The 16,141-nt window shown below is 64.7% G+C and carries 16 protein-coding genes, 1 pseudogene and 1 riboswitch; of the genes and pseudogenes, 8 read left to right on the top strand and 9 right to left on the bottom strand.

From position 1 onward, the window contains the following. The first annotated feature begins 39 nt into the window (after positions 1–39). Entirely contained in the window at positions 40–495 is a 456-nt protein-coding gene (locus MJ205_RS20515) for a PACE efflux transporter (RefSeq protein WP_239810141.1), read from the top strand. A 69-nt stretch (positions 496–564) separates the two neighbouring features. Here the strand turns inward: MJ205_RS20515 and gltS are convergent, their stop codons facing one another. Continuing rightward, positions 565–1,803, bottom strand: a complete 1,239-nt coding sequence (gene gltS, locus MJ205_RS20520; RefSeq protein WP_239810142.1) for a sodium/glutamate symporter — start codon at positions 1,801–1,803, stop codon at positions 565–567. Between the two features lie 225 nt (positions 1,804–2,028). Next, a riboswitch (S-adenosyl-L-homocysteine riboswitch) is annotated at positions 2,029–2,139 on the top strand. Between the two features lie 35 nt (positions 2,140–2,174). Here gltS and metH point away from each other — a divergent pair. Beyond that, positions 2,175–4,943: a methionine synthase gene (gene metH, locus MJ205_RS20525; protein ID WP_239810143.1), complete on the top strand. Its 2,769-nt coding sequence runs from the start codon at positions 2,175–2,177 to the stop codon at positions 4,941–4,943. Between the two features lie 118 nt (positions 4,944–5,061). Then, positions 5,062–5,331, top strand: a complete 270-nt coding sequence (locus MJ205_RS20530) for a helix-turn-helix domain-containing protein (protein ID WP_239810144.1) — start codon at positions 5,062–5,064, stop codon at positions 5,329–5,331. Positions 5,332–5,369: 38 nt separating this feature from the next. Here the strand turns inward: MJ205_RS20530 and MJ205_RS20535 are convergent, their stop codons facing one another. Further along, on the bottom strand, positions 5,370–5,975 hold the full coding sequence (locus MJ205_RS20535) for a DUF4304 domain-containing protein (RefSeq protein WP_239810145.1): 606 nt from the start codon (positions 5,973–5,975) through the stop codon (positions 5,370–5,372). Positions 5,976–6,215: 240 nt separating this feature from the next. Here MJ205_RS20535 and MJ205_RS20540 point away from each other — a divergent pair. The 3 genes and pseudogenes from MJ205_RS20540 (at position 6,216) to MJ205_RS20550 (ending at position 8,546) form a co-directional block, all read left to right on the top strand. After that, positions 6,216–7,026 (top strand): annotated as a pseudogene (locus tag MJ205_RS20540) (ABC transporter substrate-binding protein). 66 nt (positions 7,027–7,092) lie between these two features. Continuing rightward, a complete protein-coding gene (locus MJ205_RS20545) occupies positions 7,093–7,860 on the top strand; it encodes an amino acid ABC transporter permease (protein WP_239810146.1) in 768 nt (255 codons plus the stop codon). Then, positions 7,857–8,546 carry an amino acid ABC transporter permease gene (locus MJ205_RS20550; protein WP_239810147.1) on the top strand — a complete coding sequence of 230 codons (690 nt, stop codon included), beginning with the start codon at positions 7,857–7,859 and terminating at the stop codon, positions 8,544–8,546. Before MJ205_RS20545 ends, MJ205_RS20550 begins: the two co-directional genes overlap by 4 nt. 72 nt (positions 8,547–8,618) lie before the next feature. Here MJ205_RS20550 and MJ205_RS20555 read toward each other — a convergent pair whose 3' ends face one another. The 3 genes from MJ205_RS20555 to MJ205_RS20565 form a co-directional block, all read right to left on the bottom strand. Then, positions 8,619–9,980, bottom strand: coding sequence for a glycerophosphodiester phosphodiesterase family protein (locus MJ205_RS20555; protein WP_239810148.1), 1,362 nt, complete (start codon positions 9,978–9,980; stop codon positions 8,619–8,621). Between the two features lie 273 nt (positions 9,981–10,253). Further along, the gene (locus MJ205_RS20560) at positions 10,254–10,523 is read right to left on the bottom strand and encodes a hypothetical protein (protein WP_239810149.1); all 270 of its coding nucleotides are present in this window, start codon (positions 10,521–10,523) and stop codon (positions 10,254–10,256) included. 44 nt (positions 10,524–10,567) lie between these two features. Next, entirely contained in the window at positions 10,568–11,347 is a 780-nt protein-coding gene (locus tag MJ205_RS20565) for an SDR family oxidoreductase (RefSeq protein ID WP_239810150.1), read from the bottom strand. Positions 11,348–11,467: 120 nt separating this feature from the next. On the opposite strand from MJ205_RS20565, the gene MJ205_RS20570 reads away from it, so the two are divergent. Further along, complete coding sequence (locus tag MJ205_RS20570) at positions 11,468–12,403, top strand: LysR substrate-binding domain-containing protein (RefSeq protein WP_239810151.1); 936 nt, start codon at positions 11,468–11,470, stop codon at positions 12,401–12,403. 109 nt (positions 12,404–12,512) lie between these two features. Here the strand turns inward: MJ205_RS20570 and MJ205_RS20575 are convergent, their stop codons facing one another. From MJ205_RS20575 to MJ205_RS20585, 3 genes are all read right to left on the bottom strand, one after another. Next, the gene (locus MJ205_RS20575; protein ID WP_239810152.1) at positions 12,513–12,863 is read right to left on the bottom strand and encodes an RNA recognition motif domain-containing protein; all 351 of its coding nucleotides are present in this window, start codon (positions 12,861–12,863) and stop codon (positions 12,513–12,515) included. A 111-nt stretch (positions 12,864–12,974) separates the two neighbouring features. Beyond that, positions 12,975–13,184 (bottom strand): hypothetical protein, encoded by a 210-nt coding sequence (locus tag MJ205_RS20580; protein WP_230774304.1) that lies wholly within the window; start codon positions 13,182–13,184, stop codon positions 12,975–12,977. Between the two features lie 324 nt (positions 13,185–13,508). Next, positions 13,509–14,180 (bottom strand): ankyrin repeat domain-containing protein, encoded by a 672-nt coding sequence (locus MJ205_RS20585; protein WP_394681037.1) that lies wholly within the window; start codon positions 14,178–14,180, stop codon positions 13,509–13,511. Between the two features lie 162 nt (positions 14,181–14,342). On the opposite strand from MJ205_RS20585, the gene MJ205_RS20590 reads away from it, so the two are divergent. Beyond that, entirely contained in the window at positions 14,343–15,509 is a 1,167-nt protein-coding gene (locus MJ205_RS20590) for a hypothetical protein (protein WP_239810153.1), read from the top strand. A 19-nt stretch (positions 15,510–15,528) separates the two neighbouring features. Here the strand turns inward: MJ205_RS20590 and MJ205_RS20595 are convergent, their stop codons facing one another. Continuing rightward, positions 15,529–16,140: a pseudouridine synthase gene (locus MJ205_RS20595; RefSeq protein ID WP_239810154.1), complete on the bottom strand. Its 612-nt coding sequence runs from the start codon at positions 16,138–16,140 to the stop codon at positions 15,529–15,531. Position 16,141 lies beyond the last annotated feature (1 nt).

Here is a 16,141-nt window from a genome sequence, read left to right on the forward strand (position 1 = left end):
ACTTATGTTATCAGTTCGTGACACATAAGATAGCGCCCCATGTCAGTTCAAAAAATACAGAACAGCCCCTGGTCCCTGCAGGGGCCGATGCGGCGCGTGGTCTATGTGGCCTTGTACGAAGCGATTGCGATTGTGGCCGCCACGGCAGGCCTGTCGGCCTTGTCCGGCCAGGGCGCAGCGCACTCGGGCGTGGTGGCCGCTGCATCGTCGGCCATCGCGATTGTGTGGAATGTCGTCTGGAACCATCTGTTCGAGCGCTGGGAAGCCACCCAGCCCACCCGCGGGCGCGGCCTGGGCCGCCGCATTGCGCATGCGCTGGGCATGGAAGGGGGCCTCGTCTTCATGCTCGTGCCGCTGTTTGCCTGGTGGTTCGACGTCAGCCTCTGGGAAGCCCTGGTGATGGACATCGGCCTGCTGCTGTTCTTCCTGGTCTACACCTTTGTGTTCAACTGGTCATTCGACCGTCTGTTTGGCCTGCCGCAATCGGCGCAGTGACCTCCCCGGTCTGAAAACGCAGCGGGGCGTCGTGGTAACACGACGCCCCGCTTGTCTATGGCCCCGGCCTCAGCGTATCCAGGCAATCATCAGCTGCAGCACAAAGGCGTTGATGATGTCGATAAAGAACGCGCCCACCAGCGGCACGATCAGAAAGGCCTTGTGCGACGGGCCGTACTGGCTGGTGATGGCCTGCATGTTGGCGACGGCGGTGGGCGTGGCGCCCATGCCAAAGCCGCAGTGGCCGGCGGCCAGCACGGCCGCATCGTAGTTGCGGCCCATCGTACGGAAGGTGACGAAGACGGCAAACAGCGCCAGTGCCACGGTCTGCACGGCCAGGATGAGCATCAGCGGCCCGGCCAGATCGGCCAGCTCCCACAGCTTGAGCGACAGCAGCGCAATGGCCAGGTAGATCGACAGGCCGGCGTTGCCGAACACATCAATGGCGCGGTCAAACACCTTGAAGCCAAAACCATAGTCGAGCACATTGCGGATCACCACGCCGCCGCCCAGCGCCCAGACAAAGGTGGGCAGCTGCAGCTTGGTGCCCTGGGTGGCGCTGGTCATGAACTCGGCAAAGGCCAGGCAACCGGCAAACAGTGCCAGGGTCTCGATGGCCGCCTCGGCCGTGATCAGGCGCGGGGCGGTATTGGGCGTTTCAAAGTTGGCAGGCTCCGTGCCTTCGCTGGCGCTGCCTTGCGCGCCGGTTTGCGCCTCTGCCAGGCTGCGTGGCTGGGCCAGCTGGTGGCGGGTGATCAGGCGCTTGGCCAACGGGCCGCCGAGCAGGCCGCCAATGACCAGGCCAAAGGTGGCGCAGGCAATGCCCAACGCGGTGGCACCGCTCAGGCCGTATTGGTTCTCCAGCACCGAACCCCAGGCGCCCGCAGTGCCGTGGCCGCCCAGCAGGGTGATCGAGCCTGCGACCAGGCCAATCAGCGGGTCCAGCCCCAGCAACGTGGCCAGGCCGACGCCCACGCCGTTTTGCACAAAGATAAAGGCAACGATCACGCCCAGAAACACCACCAGGCCCATGCCGCCCTCACGGAGCTTGGCAAAGTTGGCGCTTAGCCCGATCGACGAGAAGAACACCAGCATGAAGGTGGTCTGCATGCCGCTGGCAAAGGCCAGCGTCAGACCGGTGGCCTGGTGCAGCGCAAAGATGATGGCCGCGACCACCAGGCCGCCGGAGACCGGCTCGGGGATGTTGAAGTCACGCAGAAAGCGGATGTGCCGCGTCAGCAGCTTGCCCAGCAAGAGCACGAGGACGGCAAAGATCAGCGTGTAGTAAGCACCGAAACTCAGATGCAAGGGAATTCTCCTCAAATCGCAGGCCTTGACCTGGTTGAACACAGAAAGCCGGCGTTGCGTAGACGTTCACGCAGGTTGCCAGCAAAGTGCTGCAATATGGGTGAAAGCTGATGCATCGTTTAATTTAATAAGGCTATAACCAACGTTCGTGAGTGGTGTTTATGGCTATGGACAAGTCCCCCCGCCTGTGCTTACGCGCCGGGGCTGGCTTAAAATGCAGGGCCTTGTTCCAAGGAGCGCTGCAGCCGGCCGGTGGTAACCACCACAGGCCTGTCAGGCTTGGGGCAGGTCGACGGGCTGATTTCGCATGGCCCGCATCAACGGCGCTCACCTGTTCTGTCTCTGTTTTCTGGTTTTTACAGGTGAGCCCCATGTCTGCGTCTGCTGCCCCCGTTTCCGTTCCTCCCATGCGCCTGTCGGGCCTGGAGCCCGTGTTTGTTGGCGAGGACAGCCTGTTTGTCAACGTCGGTGAGCGCACCAACGTCACGGGCTCCAAGGCCTTTGCGCGTCTGATCCTGAACGAGCAGTACGAAGAAGCGCTGGCCGTTGCGCGCCAGCAGGTGGAAAACGGCGCCCAGGTGATCGACGTGAACATGGACGAGGCCATGCTCGACAGCAAGGCGGCGATGGTGCGCTTTCTGAACCTGATCGCCTCCGAGCCCGATATCGCCCGCGTGCCCATCATGGTCGACAGCTCCAAATGGGAGGTGATCGAGGCGGGCCTGCGCTGCATCCAGGGCAAGGGCATCGTCAACTCCATCTCGATGAAGGAGGGGGTGGACGAGTTCAAGAAGCATGCGCGTCTGGTCAAGCGCTATGGCGCGGCGGCCGTGGTCATGGCCTTTGACGAAAAAGGCCAGGCCGACACCTACGAGCGCAAGATCGAGATCTGCGAGCGCGCCTACCGCATCCTGGTCGATGAGGTGGGTTTCCCGCCCGAGGACATCATCTTCGACCCCAACATCTTCGCCGTGGCCACCGGCATCGAAGAGCACAACAACTATGGCGTGGACTTCATCGAGGCGACGCGCTGGATCAAGCAGAACCTGCCCGGCGCCAAGGTGAGCGGCGGCGTGTCCAACGTGTCGTTCTCGTTCCGTGGCAACGACCCGGTGCGTGAGGCGATCCACACCGTGTTCCTCTACCACGCGATCCAGGCGGGCATGGACATGGGCATTGTCAACGCCGGCATGGTCGGCGTTTATGACGACCTGGAGCCGGTGCTGCGCGAGCGCGTCGAGGACGTGGTGCTGAACCGCCGCCCCGACGCCGGCGAGCGCCTGGTGGAAGTGGCTGACAGCGCCAAGAGCGGTGCCAAGGACGACAGCAAGAAGCTGGAGTGGCGTGGCACGCCCGAGAGCCCGAAGACCGTGAACGAGCGCCTGTCGCATGCGCTGGTGCATGGCATCACCGACTTCATCACCGAAGACACCGAAGAGGCCTACCAGGCCATCGTCGTGCAAGGCGGCGGGCGCCCGCTGCATGTGATCGAAGGCCCGCTGATGGACGGCATGAACGTGGTCGGTGACCTGTTTGGTGCCGGCAAGATGTTCCTGCCCCAGGTGGTCAAGTCGGCCCGCGTGATGAAGCAGGCCGTGGCCCACCTGGTGCCCTACATCGAAGAGGAAAAGCGCCAGCAGGAAGCAGCAGGCATCGACGTGTCAAGCAAGGGCAAGATCGTCATCGCCACCGTCAAGGGCGATGTGCATGACATCGGCAAGAACATCGTCACCGTGGTGCTGCAGTGCAATAACTTCGAGGTCATCAACATGGGCGTGATGGTGCCCTGCCACGAGATCCTGGCCCGGGCCAAGGCCGAGGGCGCCGACATCATCGGGCTGTCGGGCCTGATCACGCCCAGCCTGGAAGAGATGCAGTACGTGGCCGGCGAGATGCACAAGGACGACTATTTCCGCGTCAAGAAGATCCCGCTGCTGATTGGCGGCGCCACCTGCTCGCGCGTGCATACCGCCGTGAAGATCGCCCCCAAGTACGAAGGCCCGGTGCTCTATGTGCCCGATGCCTCGCGCAGCGTGAGCGTAGCCCAGAGCCTGCTCGGCGAGAACAAGGACCGCTACCTGCAGGAGGTCGAGGCCGACTACGACAAGGTGCGCACCCAGCACGCCAACAAGAAGAAGACACCGCTGTGGACCCTGGCACAGGCCCGCGCCAATGCCACCCCGGTGGACTTTGCCGCGCACCCGCCCGTCACGCCCCGCGTGCTGGGCCGCCGCGTGTTCAAGAACTTCGACCTGGCCGAGATCGCCCAGTACATCGACTGGGGCCCGTTCTTCCAGACCTGGGACCTGGCCGGCCCGTACCCCGCCATCCTTGATGACGAGGTGGTGGGTGTGGAGGCCCGCAAGGTGCTGGCCGATGCCCAGGCCATGCTCAAGAAGATCATCGAAGGCCGCTGGCTGCAGGCCAATGGCGTGATGGGCCTGTTCCCTGCCAACCGGGTGGGTGACGACATCGTGTTCTATACCGACGAGTCGCGCAGCACCGAGCTGCTGACCTGGTACGGCTTGCGCCAGCAAACCGAAAAGCAGGCGGTGGATGGCCCGGATGGCCGGCCCGTAATGCGCCCCAGCCGCTGCCTGTCCGACTTTGTGGCCAGCAAGGAATCGGGCATTGGCGATTACGCCGGCCTGTTTGCGGTCACCGCCGGCATCGGTGCCGAGAAGAAGGACCAGGAATTTGAAGCCGCGCTGGACGACTACAGCGGCATCATGTTCAAGGCCCTGGCCGACCGCCTGGCCGAAGCCTTTGCCGAATGCCTGCACCTGCGCGTGCGCAAGGACCTGTGGGGCTATGCCGCCGGCGAGCAGCTGAGCAACGAGGAGCTGATCAAGGAAAAATACCAGGGCGTGCGCCCCGCCCCCGGCTACCCCGCCTGCCCTGACCACACCGCCAAGACCGACCTGTTCAAGGCGCTGGACGCCGCTGATATCGGCATGCACCTGACCGAGAGCCTGGCCATGTTCCCCGCCTCCAGCGTCAGCGGCTTTTACCTGGGCTACCCCGAAGCGGTGTACTTCAACGTCGGCGAAATCGGTGAAGACCAACTGGCGGACATGGCAGAGCGCCGGGGCATGGACATCGAAGTGCTGCGCCGGGCGTTGGCGCCTAATTTGGCGTAAATACAAGCCATAGGCTGTAAAAAGGAAATACAAACCAAGACTTGTATTTTGGGAAACCAGCCTATGGGTTGTGGCCTCACAATAGCTGTTCCTGAGTTACTGTGAATGGGGAGCACGCATGGATGAATTCATCGTCCAAACCAGCCGCCAACTACCGATATTTCTGAGCGCTTTTCGCAAGGCGGCGAAGCTCACCCAGGCTGATGTGGCCATGCGCATGGGAGTGACCCAGCAGACGGTATCTGCGATGGAACGCAATCCCCAGGCGGTCAGCGCTGAACGCTTGATGAAACTACTGAGCGTTCTGGGCGTGGACCTGGTACTGCGGTCACGCCCGGAACCGAGCGACTATGCCGGCTCTGAACTTCGGTCACTGGATGATTGGTAAAGTGCGGTTGACGAACTGCTCGGCGTCTTTTCCAACCCTTAACTCGCCAAAACAGCCTCCAGATTCGCACGCAGCGAAGTAGCGCGCTCCGGCACCCGGGGCAGCGCTGCCTGGGCGATGGACTGTGCCAGTGCAGCCTCACCCAGCAGCGCGGCGACCCGGGCCCAGGTGAGCAGGTGGGCGGGGTGCCTCTCCCGGTCCTGCGCAGCCTGCCGGGCGGCGGCCAGAAAGGATGCGGGATAGTCGCTGAAAGGCGCAAAAAAGGCCTGGGACTGCCGCTGCCATTCCGACACCAGAAAGGCCACCGATTCGGCCGCCTCGTGTGCGCTGGCGCCGTAGGCCAACTCGGCGTCTGTGGCGTTGCGAAAGCCGGCGATGACCGAGCCGCGCCAGGCGCAGTCATGGTCGCGCATGGTTTGCGGCGCGGGCAGGGTGCCGCCGGCCACATCGCCCAGCGCCAACAGATGGGCCCCCAGGTTGACCTGGAACACTGCGCTGCGCGGGCGGTGCTGGATCTCGACGATGTGCACCACACTGCCGTCCAGCACACGCCGGGCGAAATCGCCTTGGCGCACAAAGCCGGTGGCCTGCAGCAGCGGAAAGAACTGCGCACGCAGTTCGCTGGTAATCGTTTTACGGTCCATGGCAGTGGCTGGTGGGTGTTCGGGTGGATGGTGCAGACCGGGGGTCCGCAGCGCTTCCCAGCTTATAAACGGTTCGAGATGGCTTGCTTTGTCGTCGATCGCTACATGCGGAATCTACATATCGATTGAATGAAATCGTCGTTGCCTGACGACGCTATGCATTTCTACACTGGGTCCTCAGTCAAGGTTTCGCTGGCAAGGGCATGGTGCCCTGGCGAGGCGATCTCAGAAAGCATAGCTATGAAAAACAAGGCATGGGCGATGGTGGCGACCGCTGCGGTCGCAGCACTGGCATCGGGGGCGGTGTGGGCGGATCGCCTGCAGGATATCAAGCAGGCAGGGGTGCTGCGCGTGGCAGCCTTCGATGCCAATCCACCGTTTGGTTTTGTCGAAGATCGTGGGCCTGGATGTGGACTATGCGCAGGCCTTTGCGCAGCGCCTGGGGGTCAAGCTGCAACTGGTGCCGACCAACCCGGCCAACCGCGTGCCGCTGCTGCTGTCGAACAAGGTCGATCTGGTGCTGGCCAATTTCACGATCACCGACGAGCGTGCCAAGCAGGTGGGCTTCAGTGTTCCCTACTTTGCCTCGGGCACCCAGTTCATCGCCGCCAAGGGCACACTGACCTCGCCCGATCAGCTGAACCAGCTGCGCATTGGCGTGGACAAGGGCACTACCAACGAGATCGTGCTGCGCGAGAAGCACCCGCAGGCCACCCTGGTGGCCTACGACGACACGCCGTTTGCGTTCACCGCGCTGCGCAATGGCAATGTGCAGGCCATCTCGCAAGACGGCCCCAAGCTGGTCGGCCTGCTGGCCACCATCAAGGACAAGAAGGAGCGCGACAAGTGGGAGGTGCCGGCGTTCACGATCTCCAGCGACTACATTGGCGTGGGCATTCCGAAGGGGGAAGCGGCATTGACCGATTTCGTCAACACCGCGTTGAAGGAGCTGGAGGCCAGCGGCCAGGCCGGCAAGATCTACGACACCTGGTTCGGGCCGCAAAGCGCGACGCCGCTGGTGCGCAACTTCAAGATCGGCGACAAGCAATAAGCACCTAGCTGCTGCGCAGCCCCGCGTCCGACAAGACGCGGCTGCGTGCGTTTGGCGTTGGCATTTATGCAACTCTTGATGTCCTGGCTGGAGCCGCTGTGGCCCCATCTGCTGGCGGGCAAGTACTGGCGCTGGCTGCTCGATGGCTGGTGCACCACGGTGCTGGCGTCGCTGCTGGTGATTGCAGTGTCCACGGTGCTGGGCATCGCCTTTGCGGTCGCGCGCAGTGCGGCCTGGGCGCCGCTGCGCTGGCTGGCACTGGGCTACCTGTCGGTGTTTCGCAATACGCCGCTCCTGGTGCAGCTGTTCTTTTGGTACTTTGGCGTGCCCAGCCTGCTGCCGCCCGCGTGGATGGCCTGGCTCAACCAGGCGCACAGCCTGGCGCTGGGTCCGCTCAGCCTGGGCTGGCCTTCGCTGGAATTCCTCTCGGCCTGCATCGGCATGGTGTTCTATGCCACCGCCTACGTGGGCGAAGAGGTGCGCGCCGGCATCAACAGCGTGCCCGCCAGCCAGAGCCAGGCGGCGCGCTCGCTGGGCATGGATGGCTGGCAATTGCTGCGCCATATCGTGCTGCCCCAGGCGCTGGCGCGCGTGGTGTCGCCGCTGATGGGCCAGTACATGAACATCGTCAAGAACACCTCGCTGGGCATGGCCATTGGCCTGGCCGAGCTCTCGTACCGGGCACGCCAGGCGGAGGCCGAGACCTTCCAGTCCTTCCAGGTCTACGGCATCACCACCTTGCTCTACATCGTGCTGATCATCGGGCTGGAGCTGCTCAGCCAGCACCTGGCCCAGCGCCGCCGCTGGGGCCGGGTGGAGGTGCGGCGCGCATGAACTTTGCTGCACTGAGTGATGACTGGCGCTACCTGCTGCTGGGCACTTTCCCCGAGGGGCCGCCGGGCGGCGCGCTGCTGAGCCTGATCCTGAGCGCCGTCTCCGGCGTGCTGTCTGCGCTGCTGGGGCTGGCGCTGGGCATTGCACTGGTGATGGGGCACGGCCGGGCCCTGCAGTGCCTGCGGGTGGTGCTGGGCTTTCTGCGCGCCATCCCGGTGCTGCTGCTGATCTTCTGGATTTATTTCTTGCTGCCGGTGCTGTTCCGGCTCGATGTGCCGGGCAGCTTCTCGGTGGTGTGTGCGCTGTCGCTGGTCAGCGGCGCCTACCTGGCCCATGGCGTGGCCGCTGGCCTGCAGGCGATTGCGCCGGGCCAGTGGGATGCCGGCGCTGCACTGGGCATGACGCGCTGGCAGGTGCTGCGCAGCCTGATCCTGCCCCAGGCGCTGGCGGTGATGCTGCCCTCGTTCGTCAACCAGTGGGTGACCCTGATCAAGGACAGCTCGCTGGCCTATATCGTCGGCGTGGGCGAGCTGTCCTTTCTGTCCACCCAGGTCAATGCGCGGCTGATGGTGCACCCGGCCGAGGTGTTCCTGCTGGTGGGCGCCATCTACTGGCTGATGTGCTCGGCGCTCAACCTGCTGGCCTGGGCGGTGGCGCGGCGTAGCCAGCCGCATTTGGTACGCTGAGTTGGCACGCTGATGCGGGCATGAAAAAAGGACGCCAGGCGTCCTTTTTGGGTCAGTGCTGCAGTGCCGCGATTACTGGTTCTTCAGCTCGGCGATGTAGGCATCGCGTGCCTTCACACCGGTGGGGGTGAAGTCGGTGAACACGCCGTCGATGCCCAGGCGGTAGTAGGCCAGGAACTCTTGCACCGGGTCACCCTTGTAGATGCCAGCCAGGCGGCCCGCTTCGTCGCGGAAGGTGAAGCTGTGCACGATCAGGCCAGCCTTGTGGGCGTTGGCGATCAGGCCCGTGTCCTTGAGGGTGTTGACGTCCTTCAAGCCTGCACCTTCCTTGTAGGGCACGACGGAATGGGCCAGGATCTGTGGCTTCCAGGGGCCGATGCCGTCGGCATAGGTCTTGATCTCGGCCAGGCCAGCAGGGGTCTGCATCACGGCAAAGGTGCGGGCATCGCCGGCGAGGGTCCAGCTGTAGGGGCGGCCACTGATGAAGGTCCATTCATCGGTGGTGATGTAGACCATCGAGCCGTCCTTGAGGTCGAAGTCATTGCCATCGATCAGCTGCACGCCCTTGGCCTTCATGCCGGCCTTGCGCAGGTACTTCAGGCTCTCGGGGTCAAAGCTCTGGATGTAGATGGCCGCGTCCTTGCTGTTGAGCTTGTTCTTCTCGAGCAGCGCCATCACCGCATCTTCAAACGGGTGGCTGCCGCTGCCGCAACCATTGGCGATCGCCTGCTGGTTGTTCCAGTAGGGGTTCTTGGTTTCGGCATACACGGGGATGGTGCGGCCCAGCGCCTTGCCCTTGGCCGCAGCGATGTCGATCACATCCTGGGCGCTGATCAGCGGCAGCTTGCCGTTCCACTCGGTGGGGCGGTCGGCGCGGTTGTCCAAGGTGGTGCCGGCAATCCAGTCGCGCAGCTCCTGCATCGTGAAGTCGCTGATCGACCAGTCATTGGTGTGGTCTTCGCCATCCACAATCAGGGCCTTGAGCACCGACTTCTGGTTGCCGGGCTCGACCAGGTCCGTCAGATACTTGCTGGGGCCGTTGGCTGGAATGGCGGGGTACTTCACATCGACCAGCACGCCAGGGGTGGTGCGCTTGCGCGCTGCCACGGCAGCGTTGGTCTTGGCTACATCGGCGATATTGGTGCTGTCGCTCAGCCAGGCGTTGTGGCGTGCCACCAGCTGGCAGTCACGCGTCATGTGCATGTCCAGCTCCAGCATGTCGGCGCCGGCGTCTGCTGCCTTTTCGTAGGCCATGCGGGTCTGCTCGGGGTACATGCCGGAGTAGCCGCGGTGCGCGATCACCTGGGGCTGTTTGCCGTCCAGGGTCTTGAAGCTGGGATCATCATCGCCGCCGCCACAGGCGGTCAGCAGCAGTGCGCCGCACAGGGCAGAGCCCAGCGCAGCCAGGCGAAATGTGGGTTGGTGTGTTGTCATCGTCCGTTGTCCCCAGGGTTGGTGAATCAGCAAGTGGATGGATGCTGCGGGGACGGTATGACGGCGCTGTGACAATGTAAAGCGCACGTCTACGGCTCACAACAGGCGAGGTCTGCGGGCCCCTTGTCGGCCGTTGAAAGCTTCTGTAGGGCAGCCACCGCCGGTTGCCGCGGGCATCCGATTCCAGCGCACCAGCGTAGTGCAAGCCCGGTGGCGGGCCCAGTGTTTTCGATGCTGCAGCGCGTCAACTGTGGTGTTCTGTCCAATCGCCGGTCAGGCGCGGCCCAGCCACCAGACCAGGCCCAGCGCCAGCGCCGCAGGCACGGCAAAGTTGACGAGCAGGATGGGCACCTCCTGCGCAACGGTATAGCCGGCCTTGTGCACGCCGACCCACATATTGACCAGCGCCACGGCCAGCCAGACGGGGATGAAATATTTGGCGGCCAGCATGATGCTGGCCGCATCGGCACCCCAGAGCTTGCCCAGCAGGGCAAAGACGGCCAACAGCAGCAGGCCGGTCAGCATGACCAAAATCATATGCATGGGCAACTCCTTGTAGTGGCCGGAGGGCGCGGCCCTCCGTGGGCTTATTTTGTCGTATAGCCGCCGTTGATCAGAATCGTCTGCCCGGTGATCCACCAGCCATCGCTCACCAGGTGGCGCACAAAGGGCACCACGTCTTCGATGTCGGTCAGGCCCGTCTGGCTGAACGGCGACAGCGCGGCTGCGCTCTTGTGGTAGGCCTGGGCATCGGCGCTTTCCTGGCCGTAGAAGAAGGGCGTGTCCATGGGGCCGGGGCCTACGGCGGTGACCGAGATGCCCCGCGCGCCCAGCTCCTTGGCCGCTGCGCGGGTGTAGTGCTCCACTGGCGCCTTGGTGCCCGCGTAGGACGAATAGAACGGCGTGAACGCGCCCAGCAGCGAGGTGACCAGGGTGCAGATCTTGCCGCCATCGTTCACCTGCTTGCCCGCCTCTTTCAGAAAGAAGAAAGCCGCCTTGTTGTTGACCGCATCCATCTCGTCGAACTCGGCCTCGCTGATCTCGGACATCGGCTTTTTCAGCACCTTGCCGACGGTGTTGATCGCGATGTCGGGGCGGCCCACAGCGGCCACCGCATCGGCAAACAGCTTTTCCACGGCAGCGGCCGTGGTCAGGTCCGCTTGCAGGATCACCGCCTTGGCGCCGAGCTTGTGCAATGCAGCCAGCGTCTTTTCGGCATCCGCCTTGCTGGCGGCGCTGTTGTAGTGGATGGCGACGGCCTGGGCGCCATGGTGGACGAGGTCGGTGGCCAGCAGGCCCCCGAGGTTCTTGGCACCACCGGCGATCAGAACGGTCTTGCCTTGGATGCTGTGCTTGGGATGGGACATGAAAAGCTCCTGTGATGGGGGAAGCTGTTCAGCGTAATTGGTCATAAATCAAAGATAAATATAGAAATTATTCCATGTTTATCCATGATTTACTAACAATGGCTGCGCTGCAGAGGTGCCATGGACCGCATTGACCTGTTGCGCATCTTCTTGCGCGTGGCGGCCACCGGCAGCTTCTCCCAGGCGGCCGACCAGCTGGCGCTGCCCCGGCCCACCGTGTCACTGGCGGTGCAGCAGCTGGAAGCCCGGCTGGGCACGCGCCTGCTCCACCGCACCACGCGCAAGGTGGCGCTGACCTTGGACGGCCAGGCGCTGGTCGACAGGGCCAGCAGCCTGGTCAACGACATGCAGGATCTGGAGCAGCGCTTCCGCCCGCAGTCGCATGCGGTGGCGGGGCGCCTGCGCATCGATGTGCCCAGCCGCGTGGCACGCTTGATCGTAGCCCCCGCGTTGCCCGCTCTGCTGGCGCAGCACCCGGGGCTGGAGGTGGACCTGGGCTCCAGCGACCGGGCGGTGGACCTGGTGCAGGAGCACATCGACTGCGCGTTGCGCGTGGGCCCGCTGGCGGACAGTTCGCTGGTGGCCAAGGCGCTGGGCAGCATGGCGCTGATCAACTGCGCCAGTCCCGCCTACCTGGCCCGGCATGGCATGCCGCAAAGCCCGGCGGAGCTGGCAGGCCACCTGAGCGTGCGCTACAACTCGCCCACCACGGGGCGCGCTGCCGCCTGGGAATGGGTGGAGGGCGGCGCCGGGCACAGCATGGCGCTGCCGGGCACCGTGGGGGCCAACCATGTGGAGAGCTATATTGCCTGCGCGCTGGCCGGTCTGGGGCTGATCCAGATACCGCGCTATGACGTGCAGGGCCATCTGCAATCGGGAGAATTGGTCGAGGTGCTGCAGGCCTACCCGCCGCCCGCTTTGCCGGTGCATGTGCTCTACCTGCACCGCGCGCACCTGTCACGCCGGGTGCGGGTGTTCATCGACTGGATGGCGCAGCTGCTGGTGCAGGCCGGGGCGATTGCGCCGGGCACGGCGGGTGCTTCCAACCCGCCATGACAAAGAGCCTCTCACGCGATAGGGCGTTGAGAGGCTCTTGCTGGGGAGCGGGCGGATCCCACCCGAAGTGCAGCGGCCAGGGCAGCCGGGTCTTCAGGAGGTGATGCGCTCAGTAGCGGCCACCGCCGTAGCCGCCATTGCCGTAACCCACGTCGGAACGGCCGCTCGAACGGTAGCCGGCATCACCATAGCCGCCAGCGGTACGGGATGCTTCACGCGGGCGGGCCAGGTTGACGACGATCTGGCGCCCGTCCACCGACATGCCATTGAGGGCGTCGATCGCTGCTTGTGCCACTTCGGCAGAGGCCATTTCGACAAAGCCAAAGCCCTTGGAGCGGCCGGTCTCGCGGTCCATCATGACCTTGGCCGAGTTCACGGTGCCGAATTCGGAGAAGTTGTCGTGGAGGTTGGAATCGGTCACCGAGTAGGGCAGGTTGCCCACATAGATTTTGTTGCTCATGTCAGAGCCTTTCTCAAAGAGGTTGCGCCACGCAGCGCAGGGGTGGAATGCAAGCGCCGGGATCGGCGTTGCATCGCAAAGGGGCGAAATGGAGTGGTTGCTACCGGGCCATCAACAGACGGGAGGCTTGGGCATCGACGATTGGAGCCAGCCCTGGGTCACGGCAAAGATGCGTGCTGCTTCTGCAGTGGCGAATGTCTTGTCGAAGCGGAACACGCGGCAATAGCTGCCGTTGCCTCCGGATCGCTGAACGGAGAAGGACGCGCCGAAGCGTCCGTTGGGGGCCGGGTGGGTCGAGGGGGAAACGACATACTTCCCGATGGCAATAAAAGTCTTGGAAATGGGGATCAATCAGGGGCACAGGCTGGGGCCGCCTGTGTGAGCGGGGAGGTAAACGGTTGCCTGCTGCTCTACAGACCAACCAGGCGAAGGTCGCCAGGAATGCGGCTTGCGCAGTGCGGGGCCGCTGCGCAAGAAAGAGGCTTGCCCATGGGCACTGCCTCTGCAAGCGATCCACTATATAGCATCGGTTATAAAAAAGCCAGTTTTTATTGTTTTATTACATAACGCAGACATGACTACCGTCCCGCCAACGCCGCGCCGCGCCGCGCCGGACTGGGCAGGGCAGGGCAGGGCTGGGCTGCATCAGCGTGCGCCAGCGGCCGTCAGCATCTCCACCATCGCGCTGTAGCCGCGCTGGCGCGCATGGGCCAGTGGCGTCACGCCGTCCTTGTCGGCCAGGTTCACATCGGCCTTGGCATCGATCAGCAATTGCAGGATCTGCTGGTGGCGCGGCCCGCCGTCGCTCAGGATGATGGCCTCCATCAGCGCCGTCCAGCCCAGGCGGTTGACATGGTTCACATCGACGCCAGCCTGGATGAGGGTGCGCACCGTATCTACGTGGCCGCGCTCGGCTGCCGGAATCAGTGCGGTGCCGCCATAGCGGTTGGTGCTGCGCAGGTCGGCGCCATGGGCCAGGGTCATCTGCAAGATCTCCTGGTGCCCGCGCGCGCCGGCATAGAGGTAGGGGCTGTCTTCGATGTTGTCCTTGGCGTTCACATCGGCACCGGCGTCGATCAAGGCCTTGGCCGCCGCCACCTGGTTGCTCTGGGTCGCTACCAGCAAGGGCGTGCGGCCCTGGGCATCGCGCGCATCGATGGCGCTGGCGCCCCCGTTTTGCAGCAGTTGCTGGATGCGGCTGCTGTTGTTGGCAGCCGCTGCCTGGTGCAGGGCGAGCGTGGTCATGTTCTGTGCGTGGGCAGCGGGCTGCGTCAGTTGAAAGGCCAGGCCAAGGCAGAGGCTGAGCAAGGGGCGCATCGGGTCTCCTTACAGCGGGGGTATGGCAGCCGAGTCCATCCCCTCCAGTTCATATACTCCCAAAACCATAGCTGGTCTTGAAGGATTTACGGGTGTGAAAGGCCATTCTTGCACAAGAATTGGAGGCCAATGGAGATGAGAGGCAACGGAGTGCAGAGACGAATGGGTGGGAGCCATGCGCGCAGGCAGCAGCGCGGCCATGCGGCGCTGCTGGTGCTGGGCGGGGTGGTGATGGTGGCGCTCGGGGTGCTGCTGTTCTGGCTGTGGCTGCCGCTGCTGATCGCGGTGGCCGCAGGCGGACTGGTGTTTGTGCTGCTGTCACAGGTGGGCCGTATCGGCTGGATGCTGGAAGGGCGGCGCGCGCTGCGCGATCCGGCGTTGCGGATGGAGGACGGGCGCTTGCGCACGCCGGTGTGGCTACCGTTTTACGCGATGCTGGCAGCCCTGGTGGCCACGGCCTGCGGCTGGATGGTGTTGTTCCTGCTGCCCGACAGCCTGCACCCGGCCGAGATGGTGCAGATGGGCACGGGCCTGGCTGGTGCCATTGTGGTGCTGGTGGCCGTGTGGCTGCTGGGGCAGCTCAGCACCGGCTGGTCGCTGCTGCGCCAGGGCCAGGCCTGGAATGCGCGCCGCATGTCGCCCGAATGGTGGGTCTGGGCGGCGATCGCCTTTGTGCCGGCCATGCTGGCCATGGGCCTGCTGGCGCCAGACCGGGCCGGTCTGCAGGCATGGGGCCTGCAATGGCGCGGTTATGACAGCCAGCCGCTCCGTATCCAGCTGGCGTCCGCCAGCCACCCCGAGCAGGCGCGCCTGCGCGATGCCGCCTTGCTGGAGCTGGTGCAGCCTTTGCTGGTGCAGGGCAGCCGCCGCATCCGTGCCAGCATGCGCAGCCGCCACGGCAGCAGCCACTGGACGGCCGCCCTGCCGGCGCGCTACCGGCTGCAGGGCGATGTGCTCGATATCCAATTGGCAGGCCGCCTGGATCCGGAGGGGCTGCAGCACTATGCGCAGCAGCTGCAGCAGCTGGGCGCGGGCGACCACGCCGCGCTGCGCTGGTTGGCCGCGGCGCAATGCCTGCCGGCCCCCAGTGCGATGGCGGCCCTCAGCGCGGCAGCGCGGCGCGCGCAGGGGGCACAGATGCAGGCCTGCGCGCAGCAGCGCAGCCAGGCCTTGCAAACGCTGGGCGCGCAGCTGCAGGGGCAGATCCTGCAGGTGGAGCTATTGCCGCTGGCGCACTACCGGCCCTGGCCCCGGCGCGGCGGCTGGCAGGCCGTGGCCTTGCCCACGGGGGACGAGGCTTTGAACGACCTGCCGATGCTGGCGCATTGAGGCGTGGCGCGGCGGCTTTTTACAGCGCCAGATCCGTCCACTGCCCGGGCTCGAGGCCATCGAGCGTATAGGGGCCGATCGCCATGCGCACCAGGCGCAGGGTGGGGTGGCCGACGGCGGCCGTCATGCGCCGCACCTGGCGGTTGCGGCCTTCGCGGATGATGAGCTCGATCCAGCAATCGGGCACGCTCTGGCGCACGCGGATCGGCGGGTGGCGGGGCCACATCGCCGGCTGCGGGTCGAGCATGCGCACCTGGGCAGGCAGGGTCCTGCCGTCTTTCAGGTCCACGCCATCGCGCAGCTGCTGCAAGGCCGCTGCATCGGGGATGCCTTCCACCTGCACCCAGTAGGTCTTGGCCATCTTGTGGCGCGGGTCGGCAATGCGGGCCTGCAGCTGGCCGTCATTGGTCAGCAGCAGCAGGCCTTCGCTGTCGCCATCGAGCCGGCCAGCCACATAGACGCCAGGCACATCGATAAAGTCCTTGAGGCCTTGCCAGCGCCCCTCGGGCGTGAACTGGCTGACGACGCCATAGGGCTTGTGAAAACCCAACAGCCGTGGCGGACCGGCCGGACTGGCGGGCTTGGAAGCTTTGAGGAATTGGACGGGCCCGCCGCTTTTGCGCGGCCGCATG

Origin of the sequence: Comamonas sp. B21-038 (assembly GCF_022387135.1) — a bacterium.
Lineage (GTDB): Bacteria > Pseudomonadota > Gammaproteobacteria > Burkholderiales > Burkholderiaceae_C > Comamonas > Comamonas sediminis.

Coding starts and splice junctions, on each gene's coding strand:
- MJ205_RS20570 (WP_239810151.1), top strand. CDS start 11,468: ATGGACCGCATTGACCTGTTGCGCATCTTCTTGCGCGTGGCGGCCACC.
- MJ205_RS20590 (WP_239810153.1), top strand. CDS start 14,343: ATGGGTGGGAGCCATGCGCGCAGGCAGCAGCGCGGCCATGCGGCGCTG.
- MJ205_RS20545 (WP_239810146.1), top strand. CDS start 7,093: ATGCAACTCTTGATGTCCTGGCTGGAGCCGCTGTGGCCCCATCTGCTG.
- MJ205_RS20515 (WP_239810141.1), top strand. CDS start 40: ATGTCAGTTCAAAAAATACAGAACAGCCCCTGGTCCCTGCAGGGGCCG.
- MJ205_RS20550 (WP_239810147.1), top strand. CDS start 7,857: ATGAACTTTGCTGCACTGAGTGATGACTGGCGCTACCTGCTGCTGGGC.
- MJ205_RS20535 (WP_239810145.1), bottom strand. CDS start 5,975: ATGGACCGTAAAACGATTACCAGCGAACTGCGTGCGCAGTTCTTTCCG.
- MJ205_RS20595 (WP_239810154.1), bottom strand. CDS start 16,140: ATGCGGCCGCGCAAAAGCGGCGGGCCCGTCCAATTCCTCAAAGCTTCC.
- MJ205_RS20530 (WP_239810144.1), top strand. CDS start 5,062: ATGGATGAATTCATCGTCCAAACCAGCCGCCAACTACCGATATTTCTG.
- MJ205_RS20555 (WP_239810148.1), bottom strand. CDS start 9,980: ATGACAACACACCAACCCACATTTCGCCTGGCTGCGCTGGGCTCTGCC.
- MJ205_RS20585 (WP_394681037.1), bottom strand. CDS start 14,180: ATGCGCCCCTTGCTCAGCCTCTGCCTTGGCCTGGCCTTTCAACTGACG.
- metH (WP_239810143.1), top strand. CDS start 2,175: ATGTCTGCGTCTGCTGCCCCCGTTTCCGTTCCTCCCATGCGCCTGTCG.
- MJ205_RS20565 (WP_239810150.1), bottom strand. CDS start 11,347: ATGTCCCATCCCAAGCACAGCATCCAAGGCAAGACCGTTCTGATCGCC.
- MJ205_RS20560 (WP_239810149.1), bottom strand. CDS start 10,523: ATGCATATGATTTTGGTCATGCTGACCGGCCTGCTGCTGTTGGCCGTC.
- MJ205_RS20575 (WP_239810152.1), bottom strand. CDS start 12,863: ATGAGCAACAAAATCTATGTGGGCAACCTGCCCTACTCGGTGACCGAT.